Source organism: Streptomyces sp. NPDC030862 (genome assembly GCF_055571835.1).
Genome location: NZ_JBVIEN010000003.1, coordinates 759,566 through 785,746, shown reverse-complemented (window position 1 = coordinate 785,746; position 26,181 = coordinate 759,566). Strand labels below are relative to the sequence as shown.

The 26,181-nt window shown below is 73.7% G+C and carries 27 protein-coding genes; 8 read left to right on the top strand and 19 right to left on the bottom strand.

Translation table 11 applies throughout. The features are described 5' to 3' along the window. Window positions 1-57 precede the first annotated feature (57 nt). Entirely contained in the window at window positions 58-1,521 is a 1,464-nt protein-coding gene (gene dacB / locus ACZ42X_RS11700) for a D-alanyl-D-alanine carboxypeptidase/D-alanyl-D-alanine endopeptidase (protein ID WP_468287252.1), read from the bottom strand. Window positions 1,522-1,631: 110 nt separating this feature from the next. Between dacB and ACZ42X_RS11695 the strand changes: the two genes are divergently transcribed. Together ACZ42X_RS11695 and ACZ42X_RS11690 are read left to right on the top strand one after the other, a co-directional pair. Beyond that, window positions 1,632-2,126, top strand: a complete 495-nt coding sequence (locus ACZ42X_RS11695; RefSeq protein WP_468287249.1) for an inorganic diphosphatase — start codon at window positions 1,632-1,634, stop codon at window positions 2,124-2,126. Window positions 2,127-2,253: 127 nt separating this feature from the next. Next, window positions 2,254-3,906 carry a threonine/serine exporter family protein gene (locus tag ACZ42X_RS11690; protein ID WP_468287243.1) on the top strand — a complete coding sequence of 551 codons (1,653 nt, stop codon included), beginning with the start codon at window positions 2,254-2,256 and terminating at the stop codon, window positions 3,904-3,906. A gap of 15 nt (window positions 3,907-3,921) precedes the next feature. Here the strand turns inward: ACZ42X_RS11690 and ACZ42X_RS11685 are convergent, their stop codons facing one another. Beyond that, window positions 3,922-4,410, bottom strand: a complete 489-nt coding sequence (locus ACZ42X_RS11685; RefSeq protein WP_468287240.1) for a hypothetical protein — start codon at window positions 4,408-4,410, stop codon at window positions 3,922-3,924. 111 nt (window positions 4,411-4,521) lie between these two features. On the opposite strand from ACZ42X_RS11685, the gene ACZ42X_RS11680 reads away from it, so the two are divergent. Beyond that, window positions 4,522-8,937 carry a cation-translocating P-type ATPase gene (locus ACZ42X_RS11680; RefSeq protein WP_468287237.1) on the top strand — a complete coding sequence of 1,472 codons (4,416 nt, stop codon included), beginning with the start codon at window positions 4,522-4,524 and terminating at the stop codon, window positions 8,935-8,937. Window positions 8,938-8,961: 24 nt separating this feature from the next. On the opposite strand, the gene ACZ42X_RS11675 is transcribed toward ACZ42X_RS11680, so the two are convergent. The 7 genes from ACZ42X_RS11675 to ACZ42X_RS11645 form a co-directional block, all read right to left on the bottom strand. Then, a complete protein-coding gene (locus tag ACZ42X_RS11675; protein WP_468287234.1) occupies window positions 8,962-9,666 on the bottom strand; it encodes a DedA family protein in 705 nt (234 codons plus the stop codon). A gap of 103 nt (window positions 9,667-9,769) precedes the next feature. Further along, entirely contained in the window at window positions 9,770-10,039 is a 270-nt protein-coding gene (locus ACZ42X_RS11670) for a hypothetical protein (RefSeq protein WP_361428603.1), read from the bottom strand. 154 nt (window positions 10,040-10,193) lie between these two features. Further along, entirely contained in the window at window positions 10,194-10,952 is a 759-nt protein-coding gene (locus ACZ42X_RS11665; protein WP_468287230.1) for a MerR family transcriptional regulator, read from the bottom strand. 34 nt (window positions 10,953-10,986) lie between these two features. Beyond that, complete coding sequence (locus ACZ42X_RS11660) at window positions 10,987-11,613, bottom strand: PadR family transcriptional regulator (protein ID WP_468287227.1); 627 nt, start codon at window positions 11,611-11,613, stop codon at window positions 10,987-10,989. A gap of 50 nt (window positions 11,614-11,663) precedes the next feature. Next, window positions 11,664-12,203 (bottom strand): DinB family protein, encoded by a 540-nt coding sequence (locus tag ACZ42X_RS11655; protein WP_468287224.1) that lies wholly within the window; start codon window positions 12,201-12,203, stop codon window positions 11,664-11,666. Between the two features lie 96 nt (window positions 12,204-12,299). Further along, window positions 12,300-13,757, bottom strand: coding sequence for an aldehyde dehydrogenase family protein (locus ACZ42X_RS11650; RefSeq protein ID WP_468287221.1), 1,458 nt, complete (start codon window positions 13,755-13,757; stop codon window positions 12,300-12,302). Window positions 13,758-13,860: 103 nt separating this feature from the next. Further along, window positions 13,861-14,742, bottom strand: coding sequence for a helix-turn-helix domain-containing protein (locus ACZ42X_RS11645; protein ID WP_361428613.1), 882 nt, complete (start codon window positions 14,740-14,742; stop codon window positions 13,861-13,863). Window positions 14,743-15,051: 309 nt separating this feature from the next. Here ACZ42X_RS11645 and ACZ42X_RS11640 point away from each other — a divergent pair, with 309 nt between their 5' ends. Beyond that, window positions 15,052-15,603 carry an ATP-binding protein gene (locus tag ACZ42X_RS11640; protein WP_468287218.1) on the top strand — a complete coding sequence of 184 codons (552 nt, stop codon included), beginning with the start codon at window positions 15,052-15,054 and terminating at the stop codon, window positions 15,601-15,603. Between the two features lie 46 nt (window positions 15,604-15,649). On the opposite strand, the gene ACZ42X_RS11635 is transcribed toward ACZ42X_RS11640, so the two are convergent. The 5 genes from ACZ42X_RS11635 to rpmG form a co-directional block, all read right to left on the bottom strand. Continuing rightward, window positions 15,650-15,889, bottom strand: a complete 240-nt coding sequence (locus tag ACZ42X_RS11635) for a DUF397 domain-containing protein (protein ID WP_355363110.1) — start codon at window positions 15,887-15,889, stop codon at window positions 15,650-15,652. Window positions 15,890-16,124: 235 nt separating this feature from the next. Beyond that, on the bottom strand, window positions 16,125-16,373 hold the full coding sequence (gene rpsR, locus ACZ42X_RS11630; protein ID WP_361428617.1) for a 30S ribosomal protein S18: 249 nt from the start codon (window positions 16,371-16,373) through the stop codon (window positions 16,125-16,127). A 4-nt stretch (window positions 16,374-16,377) separates the two neighbouring features. Continuing rightward, window positions 16,378-17,499 carry a CobW family GTP-binding protein gene (locus ACZ42X_RS11625; RefSeq protein ID WP_468287214.1) on the bottom strand — a complete coding sequence of 374 codons (1,122 nt, stop codon included), beginning with the start codon at window positions 17,497-17,499 and terminating at the stop codon, window positions 16,378-16,380. Beyond that, window positions 17,499-17,762, bottom strand: coding sequence for a type B 50S ribosomal protein L31 (locus ACZ42X_RS11620; protein ID WP_355363116.1), 264 nt, complete (start codon window positions 17,760-17,762; stop codon window positions 17,499-17,501). The genes ACZ42X_RS11625 and ACZ42X_RS11620 overlap by 1 nt, the downstream gene beginning before the upstream one ends. 8 nt (window positions 17,763-17,770) lie before the next feature. Then, window positions 17,771-17,935, bottom strand: coding sequence for a 50S ribosomal protein L33 (rpmG, locus tag ACZ42X_RS11615; protein WP_003999141.1), 165 nt, complete (start codon window positions 17,933-17,935; stop codon window positions 17,771-17,773). Between the two features lie 73 nt (window positions 17,936-18,008). Here rpmG and rpmB point away from each other — a divergent pair, with 73 nt between their 5' ends. Genes rpmB through ACZ42X_RS11600 form a run of 3 tightly spaced genes read left to right on the top strand, consistent with a single transcriptional unit; the run spans window position 18,009 to window position 19,082 of the window. Next, window positions 18,009-18,245, top strand: a complete 237-nt coding sequence (rpmB, locus tag ACZ42X_RS11610) for a 50S ribosomal protein L28 (protein WP_361428623.1) — start codon at window positions 18,009-18,011, stop codon at window positions 18,243-18,245. After that, window positions 18,245-18,550: a 30S ribosomal protein S14 gene (gene rpsN, locus ACZ42X_RS11605; protein ID WP_361428625.1), complete on the top strand. Its 306-nt coding sequence runs from the start codon at window positions 18,245-18,247 to the stop codon at window positions 18,548-18,550. The genes rpmB and rpsN overlap by 1 nt, the downstream gene beginning before the upstream one ends. Window positions 18,551-18,587: 37 nt before the next feature. Beyond that, window positions 18,588-19,082 carry a hypothetical protein gene (locus tag ACZ42X_RS11600; protein ID WP_468287209.1) on the top strand — a complete coding sequence of 165 codons (495 nt, stop codon included), beginning with the start codon at window positions 18,588-18,590 and terminating at the stop codon, window positions 19,080-19,082. Here ACZ42X_RS11600 and ACZ42X_RS11595 read toward each other — a convergent pair. The 3 genes from ACZ42X_RS11595 to ACZ42X_RS11585 form a co-directional block, all read right to left on the bottom strand. Then, complete coding sequence (locus ACZ42X_RS11595) at window positions 19,079-21,121, bottom strand: FUSC family protein (RefSeq protein ID WP_468287206.1); 2,043 nt, start codon at window positions 21,119-21,121, stop codon at window positions 19,079-19,081. The two genes, ACZ42X_RS11600 and ACZ42X_RS11595, sit on opposite strands and share 4 nt — an antisense overlap. Before the next feature lie 330 nt (window positions 21,122-21,451). Then, window positions 21,452-22,579, bottom strand: a complete 1,128-nt coding sequence (locus tag ACZ42X_RS11590; RefSeq protein ID WP_468287203.1) for a DUF2786 domain-containing protein — start codon at window positions 22,577-22,579, stop codon at window positions 21,452-21,454. Window positions 22,580-22,709: 130 nt separating this feature from the next. After that, complete coding sequence (locus ACZ42X_RS11585; RefSeq protein ID WP_361425853.1) at window positions 22,710-23,285, bottom strand: TetR/AcrR family transcriptional regulator; 576 nt, start codon at window positions 23,283-23,285, stop codon at window positions 22,710-22,712. An 83-nt stretch (window positions 23,286-23,368) separates the two neighbouring features. Here ACZ42X_RS11585 and ACZ42X_RS11580 point away from each other — a divergent pair, with 83 nt between their 5' ends. Next, on the top strand, window positions 23,369-25,054 hold the full coding sequence (locus ACZ42X_RS11580; RefSeq protein WP_468287199.1) for a bifunctional 3'-5' exonuclease/DNA polymerase: 1,686 nt from the start codon (window positions 23,369-23,371) through the stop codon (window positions 25,052-25,054). A gap of 120 nt (window positions 25,055-25,174) precedes the next feature. Here ACZ42X_RS11580 and ACZ42X_RS11575 read toward each other — a convergent pair whose 3' ends face one another. Together ACZ42X_RS11575 and ACZ42X_RS11570 are read right to left on the bottom strand one after the other, a co-directional pair. Continuing rightward, window positions 25,175-25,558 (bottom strand): rodlin, encoded by a 384-nt coding sequence (locus ACZ42X_RS11575; protein WP_468287196.1) that lies wholly within the window; start codon window positions 25,556-25,558, stop codon window positions 25,175-25,177. Between the two features lie 170 nt (window positions 25,559-25,728). Further along, window positions 25,729-26,112 carry a rodlin gene (locus ACZ42X_RS11570; protein ID WP_468287193.1) on the bottom strand — a complete coding sequence of 128 codons (384 nt, stop codon included), beginning with the start codon at window positions 26,110-26,112 and terminating at the stop codon, window positions 25,729-25,731. Window positions 26,113-26,181 lie beyond the last annotated feature (69 nt).

Genomic DNA, 26,181 nt, shown 5'->3' with positions numbered 1-26,181 from the left:
GGCCGCGTGGAGGGTGAGGGATGGGACGGCACCCTTCCGAGCCTCTCGCCGTACCCGTCAGCGGGTCAGCGCGGCGGCGAGGCGGTCCAGGGCGGGCTGGGCGGCGTGCGCGGACGGGGTCTCGCCGGCGAGAAACGCGAAGGCGAGCAGTCGTCCGTTCGCGGTCACCACCGTCCCGGCGAGGGAGTTCACGCCGGTCAGGGTGCCGGTCTTGGCGCGGATCAGCCCGGCGCCCGGGGAGCCGTCGGCGTAACGGTCCTTCAGGGTGCCGCTGAAGCCGCCGACCGGGAGTCCCGTGAGGACGGGGCGCAGCTCGGGGCGGGCGGGGTCGGCGGCGCGGGAGAGGAGGGTGGTCAGAAGCGCGGCGGATACCTTGTCGCGCCGGTCGAGGCCGCTGCCGTCGGCGAACCGCGCGCCCGCGAGCGGGACGCCGAGCTTGTCGAGCCGCTCGCGGACGGCGCGGCCGGCGCCGTCGAAGCTGGCGGGCCTTCCGGTGGCGAGGGCGGTGTGGCGGGCGAGGGCCTCGGCGAGGTCGTTGTCGCTGTGGGTCAGGGTGTGCTCGACCAGCGCGGCGAGCGGCCGGGAGTAGGTCTTCGCGACCGGGGTGGCCTTCTTGGGCGCCTTGGCGCGGGCGGGTGCCCCTTCGCCGGTGACGTCCAGGCCGGCGAGGAGCCCGGCGAAGGCGCGGGCGGTGTCCCCCGCCGGGTCGGCGGAGCGGGGCGCGGGGCCGGTGGCGGCGGCGCCCTCGGCCCGGCCCTCGTCGGTCATCAGGGGCGTCACCGCGGCGATGTTGTCGTTGACGCCGATGGGGTGGCGCTCCGGGCCGGAGTAGAGGGAGGTGTCGTAGGTGAGCCGGACGCTGGTGATGCCGCGGTCGCGCAGGGCGCGGGCGGTGTCCCGCGCGAGGGCGCCGAGCCGCTCCTCGTCGAGCGTCGGGTCGCCGCCGCCGACCAGGGTGACGGTGCGGAAGTCCGCGGAGGCCACGACGGTGGTGGGGATGCGGTGGTCCGGGCCGAGGGCGGAGAGCGCGGCGGCCGCGGTGGCGATCTTCACGGTGGAGGCGGGCGTCATCGGGGCCACGGCCCCGTTCCCGTACAGCTGCTCCCCGGTGGCGACGTCCACGACCGCCGCCGTACGCAGCGGGCCCAGGTCCGGGGAGGCGAGCAGCGGCTCCAGGGCGGCCGCGAGCGCCCTGCGCGCGGTGGCGGGCGGCAGGGCGGCGCCCTTGTCGCGCGCGGCCGGGACCGCGAGGGCGGTGAGGACGCCGGGGGCGCTCGGGGCGGGCGCGGGGGCCTCGGGCCGGTCGGCGCGGTCCGGGCGGCCGGGGCGGGCGGCCGGGCCTCCGGGGGCGGCCGCACCGTGATCTGCGCCACCCGCGCGGGCCCCGGCGGCGGCGCGGGCGCGCTCCGCCGTACGCTGACCCGAGTCCCAGGGACCGGCGAGGCCCGCCACGCCGGCCGACAGGACCAGGCCGAGCAGGGCCGAGCCGGCGGCGAGCTGCACGACCTTCGGCTCCGGCACGGCCGACCAGCCCCTTTCGCAAGCACTCAGTAGCGTGAGGGACACTTAATCACTGAGCTGTGCCGTGAGCACGGCACCCCCGCTTTGTGTTGATCTTGGAGGAGCCACCCGTGGAGTTCGACGTCACCATCGAGATCCCGAAGGGGTCGCGGAACAAGTACGAGGTGGACCACGAGACCGGTCGTATCCGACTGGACCGCCACCTCTTCACGTCGACCGTCTACCCGGCCGACTACGGCTTCGTCGAGGGCACCCTCGGCGAGGACGGCGACCCGCTGGACGCGCTGGTCATCCTGGACGAGCCGACCTTCCCGGGCGTCCTGGTCAAGTGCCGCGCCATCGGCATGTTCCGCATGACGGACGAGGCGGGCGGCGACGACAAGCTGCTGTGCGTGCCGGCCTCCGACCCGCGCATGGAGCACCTGCGGGACATCCACCACGTGTCCGAGTTCGACCGCCTGGAGATCCAGCACTTCTTCGAGGTCTACAAGGACCTGGAGCCCGGCAAGTCGGTCGAGGGCGCCAACTGGGTCGGCCGCGCCGAGGCCGAGGCCGAGATCGAAAACTCCATCAAGCGCCTGGAGGCGCAGGGCGGCGCTCACTGACGCCCCTGCCCCACCGGTACGTACGACGGGCGGTGCACCCTCACGGGTGCGCCGCCCGTCGTGCGTTCGCGCCCTTGCTCATGCGCATACTGGGCAGACGGGTCGGATGGGAGTGAGGGACAGGGCTGTGGCGGCGGAGGAAGCGGGTGTTCCGGAGGACCGGAAGCCTCAGTCGGACGAGGCGCGCAGCGCCTTCACTCCGCCACCGGGCGTGGAGCAGCCCGTCGTGCCCGAGGAGGACCAGCCGACCTCGGAGTTCGCCGTTCCGCAGGGCCTGGCGCCGGAGACGCCGGCGGAGCCGGAGGGCTCCGCGTTCGCCCCGCCCTCCACGTACGGGGCGAAGCACTCGCCGCCCGCCTTCACCCCCGCACACGGCTTCCCGGAGGTGAAGCTGGCGCGGGACGCGCCCTGGCAGGACCGGATGCGCACCATGCTGCGGATGCCGGTGAGCGAGCGGCCGGTGCCGGAGACGGCGCAGCGGCACGAGGAGGTCCGCCCGGCGGTACCGCGCGTGCTCGACCTGACGCTGCGCATCGGCGAGCTGCTGCTCGCGGGCGGTGAGGGCGCGGAGGACGTCGAGGCGGCGATGTTCGCGATCGGCCGCGCGTACGGGCTCGACCGCTGCGAGCCGACCGTGACCTTCACGCTGCTGACGATCACGTACCAGCCCTCGCTGGTGGACGACCCGGTGACGGCGAACCGGACCGTACGGCGGCGCGGCACCGACTACACGCGGCTGGCGGCGGTGTACGCGCTCGTCGCCGACATCAACGCCGAGGACTACGACGTCACGCTGGAGGAGGCCTACCGGCGCCTCGCGGAGATCCGGCGCAACCGGCACCCGTATCCGGGGTGGGTCCTCACGCTGGCGGCGGGGCTGCTGGCCGGGGCGGCGTCGATGCTGCTCGGCGGTGACATGGCCGTCTTCGCGGTGGCGGCGGCGGGCGCGATGCTCGGCGACCGGCTGGCGTGGCTGTGCGCGGGGCGCGGGCTGCCGGAGTTCTACCAGTTCGCGGTGGCGGCGGTGCCGCCGGCGGCGCTGGGCGTGGTGGTGAGCCTGCTGCACGCGGGGCTCCAGCCGAACGCCGTGATCACCGGTGGGCTGTTCGCGCTGATCCCGGGACGGGCGCTGGTGGCGGCCGTCCAGGACGGCCTGACCGGCTTCTACATCACCGCCTCGGCGCGCTTGCTGGAGGTGGCGTACTTCTTCGTCGCCATCGTGGTGGGCGTGCTGACCGTGCTGTACGTGGGCGTGCAGTTCTTCCAGGCGAAGCTGAACCCCGAGGGGGCGCTCCAGGCGGTGGAGCGGCCCTGGATACAGATCCTGGCGGCGGTGCTGCTGTCGGTGACCTTCGCGGTGCTGCTGCAGCAGGATCGTTCCACCGTGCTCTTCGTGGCGCTCAACGGCGGTGTCGCGTGGGTGGTGTACGCGTCGATCGCGGTGACCGCGGACGGGCCGACGGTCCTCGCGACGGCGGTCGCGGCGGGGCTGGTGGGCCTCTTCGGGCAGCTGTTCGCGCGGTACGAGCACACCTCGTCGATGCCGTACGTGACGGCGGCCATCGGGCCGCTGCTGCCGGGTTCTGCGACGTACCTGGGGGTGCTCAACATCGCGCAGAACAACCTGGACGCCGGCTTCGCGTCGCTGGCGCGGGCGGCGGCGCTGGCGCTGGCGATCGCGATCGGGGTGAACCTCGGGGGCGAGATGGCGCGCATGTTCATCCGCGCGCCGGGGTCGGCGGCGGCCCGGCGCGCGGCGAAGCGGACGCGCGGCTTCTGATCCCCCGCGGGGGCCTCAGGCCGCGCGCGGCTTCTGGAAGCCCGGGCTCCCCTGGGGCATCACGCCGGTGCGGCGCAGGAAGGCGTACCCGACGCCGAGTCCGATGGCGACCGGCCATTCGATGACGTCCGCCACGCCGAGGACGCCGAGGCCCACGTAGACCGGGAGGCCCCGCTTGGCGGGGAGGACCTGGCGGGCGACCGCCACCGGGAGCATGGCCGCGTTGGCGGCGCCGCTCGCGACGCGGTCGAAGGACGGCACGGTGAAGGTGACCGTGCGCCCGCCACCGCCGCCGGCCGAGGTCTTCTCGGGCTTCGTCTCGGGCGCCTCGAAGGCCGTCTCCCGCTCCTTGGGGGGTTCCGCGGCCACCTTCTTGGCGCGTGCGGTCGAGCGTGACTTCGCCGTGGCGGATTTCGTCGTACCGGCGGATTTCGCCGCGCCCGACTTCGTACCGGCGGACTTCGTCGAGGAGGAGCGCTTACGAGGCGTTGAAGATGTGGCCACAGGTCTCACATCCGCACTTCTGGTATGGGCAGTTTGTCTATATTTAGGGTAGCCATTTCGGGACGGTTGAATCGGAATGACGGACGGACCGACGGACCGGAGGCAGTGCCCATGTCACCGTTGCCCAGCCCGCACCTGTGGTCACCCGGTCTGCTCGCGCCGGTGGCGTCGGGTGTGACGTACGGAGTCGCCGCCGGGGTCCGCGGTGCCGCCGATATCGCCGGCCGGCTGATCGGCCTGCCGCAGCGCGACGTGTGGTGGCGGCCCGGCCGCTGCTACATCGAGGTCCACGGGGTGCACGGCGTCGGCGGCGAGCGGGTCGCCGCCCGGGTGGAGCGGGCCCTGGAGGGCCACCCCGGGGTCCTGTGGGCGCGGGTGAACGCGCCCTCCGAGCGCGTGGTCGTGGCCGTCTCCGCGCCGCCGCCCGCCGAGCGCGAGCTGGTCGCGCTGGTCAAGCAGGCGGAGGGCGACACTCACCCGGAGGAGTTCGACGAGTGGTGCCCCGAACCGCACCACCCCAGCGAGGGCCCCAAAACCCGCCAGTCGGTGCCCGCGCTGGCGGCGGACACCGTGGGCCTCGGCATCGCCGCCGTACGGCAGCTCACGCCCTGGATCCGGCTGCCCCCCGAGGTGGCGGCCGTCTTCGGCGCCCTCCAGCACCACCCGAAGCTGCGCCATCTGGTCGCCGACCTCAGCAGTCCCGAACAGGCCGAGTCCGTCCTGCCCGTGGTGAGCGCCCTCGCGCAGGGTGTCGCCACCCGGGGCGGCGGGCTCGCCCTCGACGTGTTCGAGCGGGTCGCCCAGTGGCGGGAGGCGACCGCCGAGCGCAAGGCGTGGGCCGACGCCGAGCCGGACCTGGTGCGCGGCCCGGAGGACGCCGCGGCGGAGCCGCTCGTCGTGGACCGCGCCGGCCCGAAGCCGAAGGACTCGGTCGACCGGTACGCCGAGCGGGCCATGATCGCCGGGCTGACGGCCGGAGCGCTCACGGTGCCGTTCGCCGGGCTGCGCCGGGGGCTGGCGGTCGCGCTCTCCGCCGTACCCAAGGCGCCGGAGGCGGGCCGCGAGGGCTTCGCCACCAGCCTGGGCCGGGCCCTGGCGATGCGCGGCGTCGTCACCATGGACCGCAGCGCCCTGCGGCGGCTCGGCCAGGTGGACACCGTCGTCCTGGAGGAGGACGCCCTGCGCAGCGACCAATACGAGCCGGTCGACCTGGAGCTGCTCAGCGGCGCGGACCCGGAGGCGACGGCCGGACGGCTGTTCGCGCTCTTCGACGCGGACGCGCCGCTCAAGGCCGTACGCGACGACGACGGCTGGGTGCTGGGGCCGCTGGACGAGCTCGACCTCACGGGCCGGACCGGCAAGCAGGCCGACGCACGGCTGCGCCGCCGGGGCGCCGAGCGCACGCTGGGCCTGGCCAAGGGCCGCCGCCTCCAGGCGGTCGCCGGGCTCGGTACGCAGACGGCGCCCGGCGCCGAGGCGGTCGCGGCGGCGGCCCGCCGGGCGGGCGCCCGGGTGGTGCTGGCCACCGACCGCGAGGCACCGGCGTTCACCTTCGCCGACGCCGTGGTCCCGGCGGGCAAGCGCCTGGTGGCGTCCGTACGCGGCCTCCAGGCCGACGGCGCGGTCGTGCTGCTGGTCTCCGGCAACCGGCGCGCGCTCGGGGCGGCCGACTGCGGCGTCGGCGTGCACCGGGAGGGCGAGCCGCCCGCCTGGGGCGCGCACCTGATCGTCGGCTCCGACCTCGAGTCGGCCGGGATCATCGTGGACGCCGTCGGCATGGCCGCGCGCGTGGACCGGGACAGCGCCGTGCTCGCGGCGGGCGGCAGCGGCGTCGGCGCGGTCGCCGCGCTGCAGGGGCCGCCGGCGCAGGCCACCGCCCGGGGCATGACGGCCGGCACGACGGCCGCGAGCGTGGCGTTCTGCCTCGGGAGCTGGCGCGCCCACCAGTTGCTCTCCCGGCCCCTCGCCCCGCCCGTGACCACCGTGCCGTGGCACCTGATGCCCACCGAGCGGGTCCTGGAGCGGCTGAACACCAGCGCCGAGGGGCTCGGCGCCGACGAGGCGGCCGACCGCAGCGGGGGCCCGCGCGGCGGCAACGAGCCCGCGCGCCTGACCCTCCCATCGGCGTTCATCGAGGAACTGTCCAACCCGCTGACGCCCGTCCTCGCCGGTGGCGCCGCGCTCGCCACCGCCGTCGGCTCGCGCACCGACGCCATGCTGGTGGCCGCCATCACCGGCACCTCCGCCCTGATCGGCGGCTTCCAGCGGGTGCGGACCGAGCGCGCCCTCGCCGAGCTGTTCCGCCGCTCCGCGGTCGGCGCGCGCGTACGCCGCGGCGGCAAGGAGCGGCTGGTGACCGCCGGTGACCTGGTGGAGGGCGACGTCATCCTGCTGCGGCCCGAGGACGTCGTACCGGCGGACTGCCGGCTGCTGGAGACCGAGGGGCTGGAGGTCGACGAGTCGTCGCTGACCGGCGAGTCGCTCGCGGTCCACAAGGACCCCGCGCCGGTGGTCGCCACGGATCTCACCGGCCGCCGCTCCATGGTGTACGAGGGCACCACCGTCTCCTCCGGGCGGGGCGTGGCGGTCGTGGTCGCGACCGGCTCCAGCACCGAGGTGGGGCGCAGCCTCGCCACCGCGCGGCAGGCCGCCCCCGAGACCGGCGTGGAGGCGCGGCTCGCCTCCCTCACCCGTACGAGCCTGCCCATCGCGCTCGGCTCGGCCAGCGCGGTCGCGGCGGCGGGCCTGGTGCACGGACGGCCGCTCGCGGACAACCTCGCCTCCGCCGTGAACCTCGCCGTCGCCTCCGTACCGGAGGGGCTGCCCTTCCTGGTGAACGCCGCCCAGCTGGCCGCGGCGCGGCGGCTCGCGGACGTCGGGGCGCTGGTACGCAACCCGCGCACCATCGAGGCGCTCGGCCGCGCCGACGTGCTGTGCTTCGACAAGACCGGCACGCTCACGGAGGGCAAGCTCCAGCTGGCGGGCGTCAGCGACGGCGAGAGCACCCTGGCGCCGGACCGGCTGGACGCCCGGCGCAAGGACGTCCTCGCCGCCGCGCTGCGGGCCACCCCGCCCGCCCGGCAGTCCGAGCCGATGGCCCACCAGACCGACCGCGCCGTGACGGCCGGCGCGCGCACCGGGAAGGTGACCGTACGGCACGGGGCCGCGCGCTGGCGGCGGCTGGACACGCTGCCGTTCGAGCCGTCGCGGGCGTACCACGCGACCACCGGTCAGACGACGCACGGCCTGCTGCTCAGCGTGAAGGGCGCGCCCGAGAACGTCCTGGAGCGGTGCGACCGCCGCCGCGGCCCGGACGGCGGCGAGAGCCCGCTCGACGAGGCGGGGCACGCGGCGCTGACCGCCGAGGCGGAGCAGCTCGCGGGCGCCGGGCGGCGGGTGCTGGCGGTGGCGGAGCGGCGGATGGGCGAGGACGAGGACCTCACCGACGACAGCGTGCGGGAGCTCGTGTTCCTCGGCTTCCTCACGCTGGCGGACCCGGTACGAGCCGGGGCCGCGCCCGCGACGGCGCGGCTGCGGGAGGCGGGCGTGCACACGGTGATGCTGACCGGCGACCACCCGGCCACCGCCGACGCCATCGCCTCCACCATCAGCGACGTCACCGACCCGAAGGTCTGCACCGGCGCCGAGCTGGACGAGCTCGACGACGACGCGCTCGACGAGCTGCTGCCCACCGTGGACGTCATCGCGCGGTGCAGCCCGCACCACAAGGTGCGGATCGTCCAGGCGTACCAGCGGGTCGGGCGGGTGGTCGCGATGACCGGCGACGGCGCGAACGACGCGCCCGCCATCCGGCTCGCCGACATCGGCATCGCGCTGGGGCGGCGCGGCACGCCCGCCGCGACCGCCGCCGCGGACCTCGTGGTGGGCGACGACCGGCTGGAGACGATCGTCGAGGCTCTGATGGAGGGCCGCGCCATGTGGGCGTCGGTCCGGGCCGCGCTCGGCATCCTCATCGGCGGCAACCTCGGCGAGGTCACCTTCAGCGTGCTGATCTCCACGCTGACCGGCTCCACGCCGCTGAACGCCCGCCAGATCATGCTGGTCAACCTGCTGACCGACCTGGCGCCCTCGCTGGCCATCGCGGTGCGCGAACCCGCCGGCCAGAACGCCGAGCGCCTCATGTCGGAGGGGCCCAGCCGCTCGCTCGGCAGCGCCCTGACCAACGAGATGCTGCTGCGCGGGGCCATCACCGCGACCGGCGCGGGGCTGGCGTGGACCGGGGCCCGCCTCACCGGGCGCGGGAAGCGGGCCAGCACGGTCGCGCTGGCCGCGGTCGTCGGTACGCAGCTGGCGCAGACGCTCGCGACGGGCGGGCTCGACCGGAACGTGCTGGCGGCGAGCCTGGGGTCGGCGGCGGTGCTGGCCGCCGTCATCCAGACGCCGGGCGTGAGCCAGTTCTTCGGCTGTACGCCGCTGGGGCCGGTCGCCTGGGGCATCGCGCTGAGCGCGATCGCCACGGCGACGGCGCTGGGGATGGTGCTGTCCCCGCTCGTACGGGAGCGGTGAGGCCCCGGCGCCGCCCCGGCGGGGTCAGCGCTTGGCGTGGCGGCCGCGCGGGGCCGGGGGCAGGGCGCCCTCCTGCCCGTCGGCGGCGGCCTGCTCGTTGCGGGCCTTCTTGCCCTGGGAGCGGGCCCGCAGGTACTCGATGACGATCGGGATCACGGAGAGCAGCACGATCAGCACGAGGATCTTCTCGATGTGCTGGTGCACGAAGTCGATCTTGCCGAGGGAGGCGCCGAGGAGCGTCACACCGGCGCCCCACAGGACGCCGCCGATGACGTTGAAGATGATGAACGAGCGGTAGTTCATCCGGCTCACACCGGCGATGATCGGCGTGAACGTCCGCACGATCGGGACGAAGCGGGCCAGGATCAGCGACTTGGGGCCGTGCTTCTCGAAGAACTCGTGCGCCTTCTCGACGTTCTCCTGCTTGAAGAGCCGGGAGTCCGGGCGCTTGAAGAGCGCCGGGCCGACCTTGCGGCCGAAGAGGTATCCGACCTGGTCGCCGATGACGGCGGCGAACACGATGAGGCTGCACACCAGCCACAGCGGGGTGTCCAGCTTGCCGGTGGTCACCAGCAGGCCGGTGGTGAACAGCAGGGAGTCACCCGGCAGGAAGAAGCCGATGAGAAGGCCGGACTCGGCGAAGACGATGACCAGGACGCCGATCAGACCGAAGGTCTGGATCAAATAGTCCGGGTCCAGCCAGCTCGGTCCGAGCGCAAGCGTATTCACGGTTCCGGGGCTCCTGGGTCAGTGGGCGGGACGGCTACCCAAAGCTATCAACGCTTCCGGCCCCGTCCCGGTTCCACCGCCCCCCCCAGGGTCGCTCCCGCGCCTACACGGACTGCTCGCGGTACTCCCGGGTGTCGACGATCAGCGTGCCGTCGTGCTGCTCGTAGTGGGAGAGGGCGAGGCCGAGGCCGAAGAAGGTGGGTGCCCATTCGCCGACGAATATGCCCCACCGGTCGGCGCGGGCGAGCCCCGTCCCGGGCTCCATGTTGAGGGACGCGGCCCAGCTGGCGACGGAGAGGCCGATGGAGGCGAAGGCGGCCAGGTAGGCGTGTTCGCTGCGCACACCCATCTCGTGCAGCTTCCTGATGACCATGGTGACTCCTTTCCGGCGGTACCGAGGGTGGTACCGATGGCCGTAGCCGACGAGGTGCCCAAAACGGAGGAAGCCATTCCGGATGTCGCCCCGCCTCTCGGCGGTGGGTCGTCACGCGCGCCCGCGTCGGCCGGCCGCGGGCGCGCGTGGCGGGTCACCCCTGCCGGGCGGCGTTCGCCACGATGGCGTCGCGGAGGTGGGCCGCGAAGCCCGGCGTCATGGCGTCGAAGTAGGCCGTGAACCGCTCGTCCGTGACGTACATCTCCGCCAGGCACCGGTGCATCTCGTGCGAGCAGGCGTAGTGCCACCGCTCGATCTGCCGCCGGTGCTCCTCCGCCAGGTCCATCGCGCGCTCACCCGTCGCCGGCTCGCCCTCCGCCATCAGGGCCTGGTAGCGGGCGCCCCAGTCGGCGTTCTCGTCCTGCATGCGCTGCCAGTCCGCCTTGGTGTAGCGGGCGGCGCGGCGCTGTGACTCGCGGTACGCGTCCGTGTCGCCCCAGCGCTGCTCGACCTCCTCGGCGTACTGCTCCGGATCGTGGTCCCCGAAGACCTCGAACTTCTCCTCGGGCGTGAGGTTGATGCCCATCTTCCTCGCCTCCATGGCGTGCTCGACGGCCTCGGCCATCCTCGTCAGCTCGGCGATCCGCGCGGTCAGCAGCTCGTGCTGGCGCCGCAGGTGTGCCCGCGGGTCCGCGTCGGGGTCGTCGAGGAGGGCCGCGACCTCATCGAGCGGGAAGCCCAGCTCCCGGTAGAACATGATCTGCTGCAGCCGGTCGAGGTCGGCGTCGTCGTAACGCCGGTGCCCCGCGTGGCTGCGGCCGCTCGGGGAGAGCAGCCCGATCTCGTCGTAGTGGTGCAGCGTGCGCACCGTCACCCCGGCGAAACCGGCGACCTGTCCCACGGAGTAGCTCATCGCTTCCCGCTCCCTCGCTGAATCGGTACGTCCCTCAGCCTCGGGGCTCACGCGACGTGAGGTGCAAGTCCTGATTCCGGAGGACGCCGATGAAGGGCGGTCCCTCGCCCGCGAAGGTGTACGCGCCGTGCTCGATCCGTTCGATCAGGCCGCGGGTCCATGCGGCCCCCGCGACCGCCGAGTGCACCCAGAGGTTCATGATCTCGCCGATGTGGCCCAGCCCCTCGGGCCCCTCCTCCGGGATGTAGCGCTCCAGGACGTCGGCCTTCCAGCGCTCGATGGCGGCCAGCCGCTGCCGCAGCAGCGCGACCGCCTCCTCGCGCGGCAGGTCGACGATGAAGCCGACCGCCGCGGAGAGGACGTCCGTCTTCTGGTCGTACGAGGTCAGCGACGTGCGCAGCAGCGCGAAGAACTCCTCGGTGCCCTTCTCGGTGATCTCGTACTCGGTGCGCGGCGGGCCGCCGGCCGTGCTGGGCGCCGTCTCGTACGCGCGCAGCATCCCCTGCTTCGCCAGCTGCTTGAGCGCGTGGTAGATCGAGCCGGGCTTGGCGTGGGACCACTCGTGGGCGCCCCAGTACTCCAGGTCGTTGCGTACCTGGTAGCCGTGCGCCCGCCCGTGCTGGCGCACGGCCCCGAGGACCAGCAGCCGGATCGGTGACATCGCGTACACCTCCTAGTCGACCTCGACCAGGCTACGCAGCCGGACACCCCCTACGCGTCGCGCTCCATGTCCACCAGCTCGAACGCCGTCTTCCCGTCCAGCGACTCCCGGATGATGTCGGCGTGACCGGCGTGCCGGGCGATCTCCTCCACCAGGTGCAGCGCCATCCAGCGCATCGACACCCGCCCGTCCTTCGGGAACCAGGGCGCCTCCGGCAGCGGGAAGGTGTCGTCCAGGCTCGGCACCGTCCGCAGGAACTCCTCGGTCTCCTTCGCCACCCGGTCCCAGAACGCGAGCAGACCCTCGACCGACTCGTCCTCCATCAGGCGGAAACTCTGGGCGAACATCTCAGGGCTGGGGTTGAGTTCGTTCGGCGCCTGCTGGGCCAGTCGCAGCCAGGACAGCTCCGCCTGGGCGGTGTGCTTGAGCAGCCCCGACAGCGACAGCTCACTGGCGCTGGGCCGGGTCGCCGCCTGCTCCTCGGTCAGCCCGAGCACCGCGCGCCGGACCCCGCCGCGCTGCGCCTCGATGAAGGCGAGCAGTGCGCCGCGCTCGTCGCCGTGAGCCTCCGCGGGAACGTGAGTGACCATGATCCGTCCGCCTTCCGGCCAGGGGGAGGGGCGCCGACTGCGCCCCTCCAACACCCGCCACACTACGGCCGGTTGAGGACAGTTCGTGTCCTCTACTCAGAACGGGAACCGGCTGCGGCCGTACTGGATCGAGATCCACTTGTACGTGGTGAACGCGTCCACCGTCGCCTCGCCGTTCAGCCGCCCGACACCCGAGTGCTTCTCGCCGCCGAACGGCACGATCGGCTCGTCGTGCACGGTGCCGTCGTTGATGTGGATCATGCCGGTGTGGACGCGCTGCGCGAGCCGCACCCCGCGCTCCACATCGCCCGTGTGGACGGCGCCGCTCAGGCCGTACGGGGTGTCGTTGGCGATCCGTACGGCCTCCTCCTCCCCGTCGAAGGGGATGAGGATCGCCACCGGGCCGAAGATCTCCTGGCTCAGGACCGGGGAGTCGGCCGGCAGGCCGGTCAGGACGGTCGGCGCCACGACGTTGCCCTCGACGGTGCCGCGCACCAGCGCGGTCGCACCCGCCTCGACGGTCTGGTCGACGAGCGAGGAGACGGCCTCCGCCTGCGTGGAGTTGATGAGCGGCCCCAGGTGGGTGGCCGGGTCCGCCGGGTCGCCGGCCTTGAGGGTGCGCACCTTGGCGACGAACTTCTCGGTGAACTCCCGCTCCACCGACCGGTCCACCAGGATCCGGTTCGCGGCCATGCAGACCTGCCCCTGGTGCACGAAGCGGCTGAAGACCGCCGCGTCTACGGCGTAGTCGACGTCCGCGTCGTCCAGGACGATGAGGGCGCTGTTGCCGCCGAGCTCCAGGACGGACCGCTTGAAGTTCGCGGCGCAGACGGTGGCGACGTGGCGGCCGACCCGGTCGGAGCCGGTGAAGGAGATGACCTTGGGTACCGGGTGCTCGATGAGCGCGTCGCCGATCTCGGCGATGTCGGTGATCACGACGTTGAGCAGGCCGGGCGGCAGGCCCGCGTCCTCGAAGACCTTCGCGACCAGGGTGCCGCCGAGGATCGGGGTGTTCTGGTGCGGCTTGAGGACGACCGCGTTGCCGAGCGCGAGGGCCGGGGCGACGGACTTGATCGACAGCAGGAAGGGGAAGTTGAAGGGGCTGATGACGCCCACGACCCCGACCGGGACGCGGTAGAGACGGTTCTCCTTGCCGTCGACCGGCGACGGCACGATGCGGCCCTCGGGGGCGAGCGCCAGGTGGATCGCCTCGCGCAGGAACTCCTTGGCGAGGTGGAGCTCGAAGGCCGCCTTGGTGCGCGTGCCGCCGAGTTCGGCGATGATCGCCTCGGTGATCTCGCCCTCGCGCTCCTCGATGATCCGCAGCGCCCGCTCGAAGACGGCACGGCGCGTGTACGGGTTGGTGTCGGCCCACGCGCGCTGGGCCCGCTCGGCCGCGCGGTAGGCCTGGTCTATCTCGTCGACGGTGGCGACGGTGATGGAGGCGAGCTTCTCCTCGTTGTACGGGTTGAAGTCGATGATGTCCCACGAGCCGCCGCCGGCCCGCCACTCACCGTCTATGTACTGCAGGGCCAGGTCTGTGAAGTACGACATGCCATTCCTTCCGGCAGGCAGGCAGGCGCGTAGGCGTGCGGGCGTGCAGGCTCAGTGGGTGGTCGGTTCCGCTGCGTTGACGCGTCGTCATCGTACTGACGAGTCAGGTGAGTTGGAGGAGACCTCTGAGAAGATCCCGGCTCTCCTCCGGCCCCGGGCTGTCCTGATGCAGCCGCCCCATGACCCGCTCGTACTGGGCGACCTCCTCGCGCTTGTCGAGGTACAGCGCGCTCGTCAGTTGCTCCAGGTAGACGATGTCGGAGAGGTCGGACTCGGGGAAGCGCAGCAGGGTGAAGGCGCCGCTCTCGCCCGCGTGGCCGCCGAAGCTGAACGGCATGACCTGGAGGGTGACGTTGGGCCGCTCCGAGATCTCGATCAGGTGCTTGAGCTGGTCGCGCATCACGGCGCGGTCGCCGTACGGGCGGCGCAGGGCGGCCTCGTCGAGAACGGCGTGAAAGTGCGGTGCCCGCTCGGAGACGAGGATCTTCTGCCGCTCCAGGCGCAGCGCGACCCGGCGGTCGATCTCGGCGCGCGGGGCGTCGGGCATGCCGCGCGTGACGACGGCGTGCGCGTACTCCTCGGTCTGCAGCAGGCCGTGCACGAACTGCACCTCGTAGATCCTGATGAGCGAGGCGGCGCTCTCCAGTCCGATGTACGTCTGGAACCAGCCCGGCAGCACGTCGCCGTAACTGTGCCACCAGCCGGCCATGTTGGCCTCGCGGGCGAGCCCGAGGAGCGACTCCCGCTCGGTCTCGTCGGTGACCCCGTAGAGGGTGAGCAGGTCCTCGACATCCCTCGCCTTGAAGCTCACCCGTCCCAACTCCATGCGGCTGATCTTTGATTCGGACGCCCGGATCGAGTAGCCGGCGGCCTCACGGGTGATGCCGCGCGACTCGCGCAGCCGTCGCAGCTGCGAGCCCAGCAGGATGCGCCGCACCACGGAACCGCTCGATTCACTTGCGGTCACGTCTCCAACCCTCCCCATCGCTGATGTGTACGACGGAGCACCCCCGAGCCCCGAGATGCCGGATTCTGCCACCAAACGCTTCAGCGTGTACTCATTCGATTACTGATAGGCGAAGCCCTGACCGCGCGGAGCCGCCGTGACGAGCACCGGAGTGAAATCCGTCGCCGGAAGATATGGCCAGTAACCGTCACGGGGGTGGACAGGTCGGGCACGTGCACGTGCATCTGCCCTTGCATCAGGTGGTCGCATTCGGAACCATGGTCCCCGCGCACCTGCGTACTCGTTCGTGTTGTCGCACCACAGCCGCGAATCCCGGGAGTGCCTCGCATGGGGACGAATGGATCGACCATGCTCGAGCCGTTAAGGCAGGGGCTTCCTCCGATCGATGCCGCTTCCGTCTCCACCTCCGCCTCCTGCGCACTGCCGGCCCGCTACGAAGCGGTGCGCGGCGCACGCCAGTTCACCCGGGCGACGCTGGACCAGTGGCACCTGGGCGACCGCTTCGACGACGTCTCGCTGGTCGTCTCGGAACTCGTCACCAACGCGCTGCGGCACGCGCTGCCCGCGGACGCGTCCGGCCGTGACACCGTCTCCCCCGGCGAGTCGCCCTCGGTGCGGCTGCACCTGATGCGCTGGGCGAGCCGGCTGGTGTGCGCGGTCCGCGACCCGAGCCCGGACAGCCCGACCGCGCGCGAGTCCGCCGAGGACTTCTCGGCCGAGTCGGGCCGGGGCCTGCTCCTGGTCGAGTCCTTCAGCGACAGCTGGGGCTGGCACCCGCTGGCCGGGACGCTGCGCGGGAAGGTGGTCTGGGCGCTGTTCCGGCTCCCGGACACGCCGGCGGGCGGGGCGGGCGCCGCGGGCGCGACCCCGGCGCCGTAAGGAGGGGCGGCGCCGTAACGAGGGGCGGCGGCTCGGCCGCCGCGCCTCAGCCGCCGACCAGGTGGTCGAACTCCCCGTCCTTCACACCCAGCAACAGCGCCTCTATCTCCGCCGGCGTGTAGACCAGCGCGGGCCCGTCCGGGTGCCGCGAATTGCGTACGGCGACGTCGCCGCCCGGCAGCTTGGCGAACTCCACACAGGAGCCCTGCGAGTTGCTGTGCCTGCTCTTCTGCCAGACGACCCCGTGAAGCTCTGTGGCCGCCATGCCGTTGTACACGTGGTGCACAGGACGCTCCCCCGAGATACATGGTGCAGGTGTCAACTATGCGCGATCATAGCTTTCTTTCCTGTGCAGCTGCATGAGCAGATGCACGTGCACGCCGGGTGGCCCTTCCGTTACAGCCCCCGTCCAGGAGTAAAGACGCGCGAAAGGCCTTTCCGGCTCCCGCACCTGCCCCGGTACGCACACGAAGGCCCCCCGCCGGGCGGGCGGGGGGCCTGTTTACGCGCGCGGTGGGACGTCAGCGCGAGGACGACGAGTACGGCAGCAGCGCCATCTCGCGGGCGTTCTTGACGGCCCGCGCCAGCATCCGCTGCTGCTGGGCCGAGACGCGCGTCACACGCCTGCTGCGGATCTTGCCGCGGTCCGAGATGAACTTCCGCAGCAGATCGGTGTCCTTGTAGTCGATGTACGTGATGCCGTCGCGGTCCAGCGGGTTCGGCCGGTTCTTCGCGGGCTTGCGGTCGGCGGCCGAGCGGCGGGGGGACATGGGGTCAGACCTCCAGGAGGGAGTCGAAGGCGGACGGCAGCCGCTGCCAGGCCTCGCGGCCCGCGGCGTACTCCGCGTCGGTGAGCAGGCAGGAGTCGAGGAGCTCGGCGAGCCCCTCGCGGTCCAGGCCCGGCGAGGTGAAGACGAGGTGCTGGCAGCGGTCCCCGTGCTCGGGGTCCCAGTCCAGCGCGGCCGCCGCCCGGCGCATCGGCGGGACCATCTCCCAGGCGGCGTCCGGCAGCGAGGCGAGCCACGGCCCGGCGGGCTCGACGCACAGCGCGCCGCCCGCCGCGTCCCAGGCCAGCAGCGTGTCGGGCCGGTCGGCCAGCCAGAACCGCCCCCGGCTGCGGGCGGCCGCGCAGCACAGGTCCTCCAGCGCCGCGTACAGCCGCCCCGGGTGGAACGGCCGGCGCCGCCGCCATACGTACGTACCGACGCCGTGCGCGTCCGCGTCCTGCGGCAGCAGCGCGCACGCCGGGTGCTGGGCGGCCGCCGCGGCCTCCACGTCGAAGCCCCCCAGTGCGGCCGCCGCCAGGTCGCCCTCCACCGGGACCCGGCGGGCGGTCGGGTGCAGCTGGGCGAGGAGCGCGCGGTCCTCGTCGTCGGCCTCGGGGCTGTCGAGGACGGCGAGCACGGGCGCGTACTCCAGCTGGCGCGCCCAGGTGTCGGCGACGGTGCGCTGGTCTGTGGCGGCCGCGGCGAGGCCCGCGTCCATCAGGTCGTCGCCGTTGCCGAGGTACGGCAGGAGGAGTGCCGGGTCCACGGCGGTGATGACGGAGGTGACGCGCAGTCCGGCCGCCGCGACCACCTCGGCCATCGCCTTGGGCTCGACCGAGTCCCACAGCTCGACGACCGCGAGCCGGGTGAGCCCGGCGTCGGCCAGCCGCTCCAGCTCGGGCACCAGGTCCTCGCGGAGCGCGCAGCAGGCGCAGTCGTTGACCAGCGGCGTCTCGCCCGTCGACAGCACGCCGGTGGCGTCCCGGACCGTGCGCGTCACCGTGCCCTCGGGCGCCGTCGACAGGTCGTGGTGGAGCGCCACACTGCCGGGGACGGTGGCGAGCAGCCGCTCCACGGCGGCGGCGCGGGCGTCCGCGTGCAGCCCGCCGACGATCGCGACGGACAGCATCAGCGCGCCCCGCGGCGGCCGTCGGCCCCGTAGCGCTTCTGGAACTTCTCCACGCGCCCGGCCGTGTCCAGCACGCGTGCCTGGCCCGTGTAGAAGGGGTGGCTCGCGGAGGAGATCTCGACGTCGATGACGGGGTAGGTGTTGCCGTCCTCCCACTCGACCGTCTTGTCGCTGGTGGCGGTCGACCGGGTCAGGAAGGCGAAGCCGCCGGCCTTGTCGCGGAAGACGACGGGCTCGTACGGGGGGTGGATTCCGGGCTTCATCGCTGGACTCAGCGCTCCTCTCGGAAGTCGACGTGCCGCCCGACGACCGGGTCGTACTTGCGCAGCGTCATGCGGTCGGGGTCGTTACGGCGGTTCTTGCGGGTCACGTAGGTGTAGCCGGTGCCGGCGGTGGACCGGAGCTTGATGACCGGTCGGAGTTCGTTGCGGGCCATGCGGCGAGAGTATGTGAAAATGGTTTCCATTACCAAGCCACAGTCTTGGAAGGCTCACGAGAGGTAGGTCACCTTGTCCGCCCACTGCCAGCTGACCGGCGCCCAGCCGGGCTTCGGCAACCGCATCTCGCACTCGCACCGGCGTACGTCACGCCGCTTCGACCCCAACATCCAGCGCAAGCGCTACTGGCTGCCGAGCGAGGGCCGGTACGTCCGGCTGACCCTGTCCACCAAGGGCATCAAGACCGTCGACGCCATCGGCATCGAGGCGGCGGTGGCCCGCATCCGCGCCCGTGGGGTGAAGGTCTGATGGCGAAGAAGAGCAAGATCGCGCGCAACGAGCAGCGCAAGACGGTCGTCGAGCGGTACGCGGCCCGGCGCGCCGAGCTGAAGGCGCTCATCCGCCGCCCCTCGACGCCGGAGGCCGACCGCCTCGCCGCCCAGGCGGAACTGCGCCGCCAGCCGCGCGACGCCAGCGCCACGCGCGTACGCAACCGGGACAGCGTGGACGGGCGGCCGCGCGGCCACCTGCGGAAGTTCGGCATGTCCCGGGTGAACGTGCGGCAGCAGGCGCACGCCGGGTTCCTGCCGGGGGTGCGCAAGTCCTCCTGGTAGCACGCCAACGGCGCGTACCGGCTGGTAGCTTGACGGCGTGAACGTACAGAGGCTCGTACGGAACACGGCCGTCACGGCGGCCGGCTGCGCGGTCGCGCTCGCCCTGACCGGCTGCGGCGGTGGCGCGGACACGGGCGACGGCCGGGGGAAGGCCGACGGCGGCCCGGCCACCGCGCCCCCTTCCCCCACCGCGTCCCCGGCCACGCCCCCACCCGCCCCGGCCCTCGAAGGCGCGTGGCTCGGCGTCACCGACGGCAAGGCCGTGAACCTCACCGTCAAGAAGGGCCACGTCGTCGTCCTCGCGGAGTCCCGGCTCTGCCAGGGCTCCGCGAGGGACGCGGGACCGGGCGCGGTGTCCCTGACGGTGAAGTGCCGGGACGGCGACACCGGCCGGGCACGCGGCACCGCGCGGGAGGCCGGGGGCGGGAAGCTCGTCGTGACGTGGGAGAGCGGCACGACGGACACCCTCACCAAGGCGCCGACCGGGGAGAACGTCCCGACGTCACTGCCGTCCCTGCCGCCGCAGCCCTAACGCCGGTCCGGTTCCCGCAGGGCGTCGGAGAGCGACTCCAGCGCCTCGCGCAGCAGGCGCACCCCCTCGCGTACGACCGGCTCGGGGACCTCGTCGTCCCCGGTATGGACCTCGTCCCAGCGCGGCACGCGGCCCTCGCGGATGTCCTTGGCGCCGCGTTCGGTCGCGCGGCGCAGGGCGTCCGCGAGGGCGGCGGCCGCGGGGAGCGGGGCGGCGTCGCGGTCCGGGAGGTGGGCCTCCATCAGCATCGTGGCCCGGCCCAGCTGCGCGAGGGCCTGCTCCGCGCCGTCGGCGGCGGTGTGGGACAGGCCGCGGTGCCTGACCGGTTCGTGGGTGGCGCGCGCGTGGGCCTCCTGCCAGGCGACCCGGGCGGTACGGGTGGCGAGCACGGCCTCGCGTACGTCGGCGGCGTCGCGGCCGGCGGCCGGGTGGGCGTAGTGGGCGAGCACGCAGGCGGCGTACCGCCCGTCCGCCGCCAGCCAGTCGGCGAGCCGGGCGCGCAGCCGAGGCGTCTCCCACGCCGGGTACACGGCGTACGCCACCATCGCCAGCACCCCGCCGAGCAGCGTCAGCAGCACCCGCTCCGGGACGGTCTGGTCCCAGGTCTCGCCGCCCATGCCGAGCAGGAAGACGACGTACGCCGAGACGCAGACCTGCGCGGCGGCGTAGCCCGTGCGCATCAGCAGGAACATCCCGAAGGCGCACGCCACGGCGAGCGCGGCGGAGGTGTACGTGCCCGGGGTCGCGGTCCGCACGACGGCGGTGGCCAGCGCCACGCCGAGCAGGGTGCCGCAGAAGCGGGCCACCGCGCGGGCGTAGGTCTGCGTGAAGTCGGGGCGCATGGCCATGACGGCGGCCATCGGCGCCCAGTACCCGTGCCCGAGGGGCAGCGCCGTACCGAGGAGGTACCCGAGCCCGGCGACGGCCGAGACGCGCACGGCGTGCCGGAAGACGGGCGAGCCGCCGCGCAGTTCGCCCCGGAGGTCGCGTACGACGCCGGGCACCAGGCTCAGCAGCGAGGGCCGCGGGCGGGCCTCGCCCGGTTCGGCCCGCCCGCTGGGCGTCGCCGTCTCGACGACGTCCTCCAGGAGGGCGGCGAGGCGGACGGCCGCGCGGCGGGCCGGGCCGGTGAGGATCGCCCCGGTGTCGGGGGTGCGGAGCGCGGCGAGGGCGGCGGGCGGGATGATGGCCGGCCGGCCGTGGCGGATCGCGCCGGCGGCGGTGTCGAGCACGGCCCCGGCGGCGTCGAGGAGTTCGCGCACCCGCGCGCGCTGCGGACCCTCGTGCGGGACGCCGACCGCCGGGTCGGCGAGCGAGGCGAGCACCGGCCGGATGCGCTCGGCGAGCCCGCGCGCCCCGTGCAGCTCGGCCGGCCGGCGGCGGGCCTGGCGGCGGGTGACGGCGGCGGCGCTGCGGGCCGTCATGAGCGGCACCGGGTCGAAGGGCGCCGACGGGTCGTGCCGCAGCCGCCGCGCGTAGTCGGCTTCGGCGGCCAGCGCGTCGGCGAGCGCATCGCGGTGCGGGCCCCAGCGGCGGAGGGGCACGAGCACGATGAGCGCGGCCTGGACGAGCCCGCCGGCGGCGATGACGAGCGCGTGACCGGCCGCGGCGGCGACGGAGGTGGGGAGGGTGACGGTGACCAGCATGATGGCGACGTTCGACGACGCGATGACCCCGGCCGTGGGCCCGGCGACCCACGCGAGACCGGCGAGGAAGGTCCACGCCACCAGCAGGCAGAGGAACAGCACCGGGTGGGCACCCGTCAGGTAGCCCACGAAGGTCGACACGGCGAGGCTCACCCCGGACGCGAGCGCCAGCGTCGGCCGCGGCCGCCAGCTGCGCTGGAACGTGGCGACCGCGGCCTGGAACGCCCCGAACGCCGAACTCACCGCCACGGTGGTCCCGAACGCCGCGAGGCTCACCCCGACGACCAGCGCCAGCCCGGCGGCTCCCCGCAGCGCGATCAGCGGCTCCAGCCTGCGCCGCTCCACCGTGAGCCCCGCACGGGCGGTCGCCTTGAGCGCGCGGAGCCAGGTCATGGGGACGAGGGTAACGGCATACCACCACATACCGGACGCACGCACCTTCGGCGGAAACGGCCACCCGCGTGAGGGGGACGGGGGTGGAGCGTGGGGGGTGGTCGGACGTCAAACGACTGAACGCGCGCGAAGCGCGGTGAACGAGAGTCCGACCACCCCCCACCGGAACCCCCGGCACCCGCCCAAAGCCCACCGGCACGAGCCACCGCGCACCGCGAGCCACCGCGCAACGTAAACCCACCCACGGGCAGGAGCCACCCCACACCAGGCGAAGCCCCACCGGACAGGAGCCACCGCGCACCGCAGGCACGCACTCAGCGGGCAGCGCGCCTAGCGGGGCAGCGCGCCTCCCGGAGGCTCGGTCCGGGCCCGGTCGGCCGCGTCGCGGCCGTGCTCCCAGCCCGCCGCGTCCACCGCGCCGCGCACGCGCGTGGTCGTCGTCGCCGGGAACATCCGGTCCGCCTGCGCCGTCACCGCCACGTCCCGCGCGGCCAGGACCGGCAGCAGCGTCGGTTCACCGGCGGCGACGCGGCGCGACGTGGCCGCCAGCCGGTCGCCTATCCGCTGCGCGTACGCCAGCAGGAACGACTGCCGGAACGTCTTCGTCCGCTTCCGTCCGCCCGCCCTCTGCCCGGCCTCCGCCTTCGTCATCGCGCCCGTGCCCTGCACCAGCAGCGAGGTGTAGAGGAGCTCGACGACCTCCAGGTCCGGTTCGTAGCCGACGACCGTCGAGAAGCCGAAGGCCTCGTTCCACACGGCCCGGCAGTGGTTCGCCGCCGCGACGGCGTCCAGCAGGATCGCCTTCGCGGTCTCGTACGGCGCGTCGACGCCGATCCGTATCGCGGCGGGCGCGTCCGCGCTGTGCGTGCGCGCCGCGAGCGCCGCCTCGTCGAGGCTGTGGCGCGCCATCAGCTCCTGCGCCTTCGCGGTGAACGCCTCCGCCTCCTCCGGGTACCCCGTCGCCTCCGCCTTGGCGAGCAGCGCCCGGATCCGGCCGAGCATGCGCGGCTCGCCGTGCACCGGGACCGTGTGCGGCACGGCGGCGCCCGGCGCCGGGCCGACCGGCTCGATCGCGGGCAGCCGGGCCAGCAGCCGGTACAGCTCCAGCACGGCCGTGGCGTACGAGAAGCGGTCCGCGCGCCACACGGGGCCGGCGGGCAGCGCGGCGAGCTGCGCGGCCCAGCGGGGCGGCGGCTCGGCGTACGCCCGCGCCTCGGCGGCGATCAGCTCCGACACCAGCCGCACGTGGTGCTCGTCGAGGTCACGCCGCACCAGGCGGACGACGTCGGCGGGCTGCCAGCCGCGCTGCCAGGCCCGGCGTACGAACTCCTCGCCGCGCCGCGCCAGCTCCGCGTCGGCGGCGGGCTCGGCGGCGAGCAGGGACGCGCCGGTGTCGAGGGCCGCGTCACCCTCGGCGTACAGGGCGGCGGCCAGCGCCTTGTCGACCGCGGTGCTCATGGCCGCCGCTCACCGACGGCCCGGCGCACCCGCGCCCATCCGCCCGTGTGCCCCACCGACATCGCCATGCCTCCTCACCAGCCGCTTCCCCACCGGACACCATGGTCGCAGCCACCACCGACAACCGCCGTCAGGCCGCGGGCGCCGGCCAGCGGGACAGCACCGCGTCCAGCGCGTCGACCGCGCGCCGCCAGGAGGCGTCGACGTCGCGCGGGTGGGCGAAGCCCGACGCCGCCTCGATGCCGGCCCAGCCGTGGAACGTGCTGCGCAGCAGCCGGACCGCGTCCGTGAGGTCCGGCTCGGTCAGCCCGTAGCCGCTCAGCACGGCGGTCGTGGTCTCGATGGAGCGCAGGTGACCGGGCGACTCGGCGAGCACGGCCGGGTCCAGCCGCAGCTGGTACGCCGCGTACCGCCCGGGGTGCTCCAGGGCGAAGGCCCGGTACGCGTCGGCGAAGGCCCGCAGCGCGTCGCCGCCCGCGCGGCCGGCCACCGCGGCCGTGAGACGGTCGGCGAACTCGCGTGCGGCGAGGACCGCGACCCGCGTGCGCAGGTCGGCGAGGCTCTTGACGTGCGAGTACAGGCTCGCGTCCTTGACTCCGAAGCTCCGCGCCAGGGCCGACACGGTGACCTTGTCCAGGCCCACCTCGTCCGCCAGATCCGCCGCCGCCCGCGTCAGCCGGTCGGCCGTCAGCCCGGCACGCGCCATGAGTCACCCTTCGTCCGTCCCGGAATTCCGCGCCACCTTACCGGCACCCGGGATTGTCGGTGCCGGGTGCGAGACTCGCCGGTGTGAACGAACGCTGGCTGGTCGACGGCACCGAGGGCGGCGGGGCGCGGCTCGCCCCCCTCGGGCGCGACGGCCTGCCCGCCGGGCCCGTGCTGACCGAGCCGGACCTCGTCGAGGCGGTCCGCTCGCGCCCGCACGTCGGCCGCTGGGTGTGGCGCTCCACGGCCGCGCTCCACCCCCGGCTGCTGGACGCCGGCGTCCGGGTGGAGCGGTGTTACGACATCGAGGCCGCCGAGCAGCTGCTGCTCGGCCACGAGGGGCGCCTCGGCGAGCCGCGCTCGGCGGCCGCGGCGTGGGCGCGGCTGCACGGCCTGCCCGTACCGTCCGATCCGCCGCCGAGGGCCGCCGAGCCCGGGTCGCAGGCGCCGCTGTTCGAGCCGCGGCCGTCGGCGCTCCCCTTCGAGGCCCTGCTGGAGGTGTACGCGGACCAGGGGCGACGACACGAGGCCGCCGAGCACCCGGGCCGGATGCGGTTGCTGACCGCGGCCGAGTCGGCGGGGTGGCTGGTGGCCGCGGAGATGCCCCGGGCCGGCCTGCCGTGGCGGGCCGACGTGCACCGGGCGCTGCTGCGTGAGCTCCTGGGCGAGCGGTACGCGGGCGGGGGCGAGCCGCGCCGGCTGGCGGAGCTCGCGGACGAGGTGTCGGCGGCCTTCGGGCGCCGGGTGCGCCCGGACCTGCCCGCCGAGGTGGTCAAGGCGTTCGCGGAAGCGGGGGTCAAGGTGCGCTCGACGCGCCGCTGGGAGCTCGCGAAGCTCGACCACCCGGCGGTCGCGCCGCTCCTCGCGTACAAGAAGCTGTACCGGATCTGGACGGCCCACGGCTGGGGCTGGCTCCAGGACTGGGTGCACGACGGCCGCTTCCGCCCGGAGTACGTACCGGGCGGCACGGTGAGCGGCCGCTGGACGACGAACGGCGGCGGGGCGCTCCAGATCCCCCGGGTGATCCGCCGCGCGGTCGTCGCCGACGAGGGGTGGCGGCTGGTGGTGGCGGACGCGGACCAGATGGAGCCCCGCGTGCTGGCGGCCATCTCCCGCGACCCGGGCCTGATGGAGGTGGCGGGCCATGACGACGACCTCTACGCGCGCCTGTCCGACCGTGCCTTCTCCGGCGACCGGACGCACGCCAAGCTGGCGCTGCTCGGCGCGATCTACGGACAGACCAGCGGCGACGGCCTGAAGAACCTGGCGGCGCTGCGCCGCCGCTTCCCCCGGGCGGTGGCGTACGTGGACGACGCGGCGAAGGCGGGCGAGGAGGGGCGGCTGGTGCGCACCTGGCTCGGCCGGACGAGCCCCCGCGCGGCGGGCGCGGCCGAGGCGGACGAGGCGGGCCTCCCCCAGGAGGGCACCGAGGAACCGCTGTCCGACGGCGAGTTCACCCCGGGCTACGCCTCGGTGAACGCCCGCGCGCGCGGCCGGTTCACCCGGAACTTCGTGGTGCAGGGCAGCGCCGCCGACTGGGCGCTGCTGATGCTGGCCGCGCTGCGTCGGTCGCTGGCGGGCATGCGGGCCGAGCTGGTGTTCTTCCAGCACGACGAGGTGATCGTGCACTGCCCGGCCGAGGAGGCCCCGGCGGTCGCGGAAGCGATCCGCGCGGCCGGGGACACGGCCGGGCGGATCGCGTTCGGGGAGACACCGGTGCGGTTTCCGTTCACGACGGCGACGGTGGAGTGCTACGCCGACGCGAAGTGAGCACCGCGCCCGGCCGTCGGCCCGGGTCGTACACCGGGTCGCACAACGGGGCGGGCCCCGCATCCGTGGATTCGGATACGGGGCCCGCCCTGGTGGTCACACCGGAAGGCTGCGCGTGTGTCAGTCGACGGAGGCGCTGAAGTTCTCGGAGATGACGTCCTCCAGGATGTGCGACAGGGCGGCGTCGCCCTTGACCGCCGTGGAGTTCTCGGCGCAGGTCTGGTTCTGGGTGTCCTGCAGGATGTCCTGAACACCGATGTTGAGGATGATGTTCTGGACGTCAACCTGGGCCGGCAGGCCGACACAGGGCTTGTTCAGCGTGCCCTGGACGAGGCCGATCTGCGGGCTCATGTGACCGCCGGTGGCGGTGTTGCCGTACACCTGCTTCGAGAAGTTGCCGTTCTGCGTGTCGACACCCCGGTCGCCCGTGGCGGCGGCCATCGGCGCGGTGACGCCCAGCACGGCCGCAGCGACGCCGGCGGTAGCCAGAACCTTCTTGATCATGGTTCATCCTTGCTCGTCGAGAGACCCGTGTGCTCGGGTCGTCCGTAACCGCGCCCACCGCCGGGCGCAGTGTCTTTCCTGAGGTCCTTCATGTGGCGTGACCGCGGAGAGGACCACACCGGGACCGGCCCGCGCGACTCGAGGACACGCGGGCCGGAAGGCGTCCGCCCTTAGTCGACGGCGGCGGAGGCGTTCTCCGAGAGGACGTCCTCCAGGATGTGCGACAGGGCCGCGTCGCCCTTGACCGCCGTGGAGTTCTCGGCGCAGGTCTGGTTCTGGGTGTCCTGCAGAATGTCCTGAACACCGATGTTGAGCAGGATGTTCTGGACGTCGAGCTGGGCGGGCAGACCGATGCAGGGCTTGTTCAGGGAGCCCTGGATGAGGCCGATCTGCGGGCTCATGTAGCCGCCGGTGTAGGTGTTGCCGTACGACTGGGTGGCGAAGTTGCCGTTCTGCGTGTCGACCCCGCGGTCGCCCACGGCGGCGGCCATCGGCGCGGAGGCGCCCAGGACGGCCGCAGCGACGCCGGCGGTAGCCAGAACCTTCTTGATCATGGTCCATCCTTCTCGTCGAGAGACCCGGTGCTTGGGTCGTTCTGATCAACAGCCCAGAGCGGTTTCAGT

Bases quoted from the DNA above. Each gene is read 5' to 3' on its own strand.
- ACZ42X_RS11680 (WP_468287237.1), top strand. From the start codon at position 4,522: ATGTCACCGTTGCCCAGCCCGCACCTGTGGTCACCCGGTCTGCTCGCG.
- ACZ42X_RS11670 (WP_361428603.1), bottom strand. From the start codon at position 10,039: ATGGTCATCAGGAAGCTGCACGAGATGGGTGTGCGCAGCGAACACGCC.
- ACZ42X_RS11665 (WP_468287230.1), bottom strand. From the start codon at position 10,952: ATGAGCTACTCCGTGGGACAGGTCGCCGGTTTCGCCGGGGTGACGGTG.
- ACZ42X_RS11660 (WP_468287227.1), bottom strand. From the start codon at position 11,613: ATGTCACCGATCCGGCTGCTGGTCCTCGGGGCCGTGCGCCAGCACGGG.
- ACZ42X_RS11655 (WP_468287224.1), bottom strand. From the start codon at position 12,203: ATGGTCACTCACGTTCCCGCGGAGGCTCACGGCGACGAGCGCGGCGCA.
- ACZ42X_RS11650 (WP_468287221.1), bottom strand. From the start codon at position 13,757: ATGTCGTACTTCACAGACCTGGCCCTGCAGTACATAGACGGTGAGTGG.
- ACZ42X_RS11645 (WP_361428613.1), bottom strand. From the start codon at position 14,742: ATGGGGAGGGTTGGAGACGTGACCGCAAGTGAATCGAGCGGTTCCGTG.
- ACZ42X_RS11640 (WP_468287218.1), top strand. From the start codon at position 15,052: ATGGGGACGAATGGATCGACCATGCTCGAGCCGTTAAGGCAGGGGCTT.
- rpsR (WP_361428617.1), bottom strand. From the start codon at position 16,373: ATGTCCCCCCGCCGCTCGGCCGCCGACCGCAAGCCCGCGAAGAACCGG.
- ACZ42X_RS11625 (WP_468287214.1), bottom strand. From the start codon at position 17,499: ATGCTGTCCGTCGCGATCGTCGGCGGGCTGCACGCGGACGCCCGCGCC.
- ACZ42X_RS11620 (WP_355363116.1), bottom strand. From the start codon at position 17,762: ATGAAGCCCGGAATCCACCCCCCGTACGAGCCCGTCGTCTTCCGCGAC.
- rpmG (WP_003999141.1), bottom strand. From the start codon at position 17,935: ATGGCCCGCAACGAACTCCGACCGGTCATCAAGCTCCGGTCCACCGCC.
- rpsN (WP_361428625.1), top strand. From the start codon at position 18,245: ATGGCGAAGAAGAGCAAGATCGCGCGCAACGAGCAGCGCAAGACGGTC.
- ACZ42X_RS11595 (WP_468287206.1), bottom strand. From the start codon at position 21,121: ATGACCTGGCTCCGCGCGCTCAAGGCGACCGCCCGTGCGGGGCTCACG.
- ACZ42X_RS11590 (WP_468287203.1), bottom strand. From the start codon at position 22,579: ATGAGCACCGCGGTCGACAAGGCGCTGGCCGCCGCCCTGTACGCCGAG.
- ACZ42X_RS11585 (WP_361425853.1), bottom strand. From the start codon at position 23,285: ATGGCGCGTGCCGGGCTGACGGCCGACCGGCTGACGCGGGCGGCGGCG.
- ACZ42X_RS11575 (WP_468287196.1), bottom strand. From the start codon at position 25,558: ATGATCAAGAAGGTTCTGGCTACCGCCGGCGTCGCTGCGGCCGTGCTG.
- ACZ42X_RS11570 (WP_468287193.1), bottom strand. From the start codon at position 26,112: ATGATCAAGAAGGTTCTGGCTACCGCCGGCGTCGCTGCGGCCGTCCTG.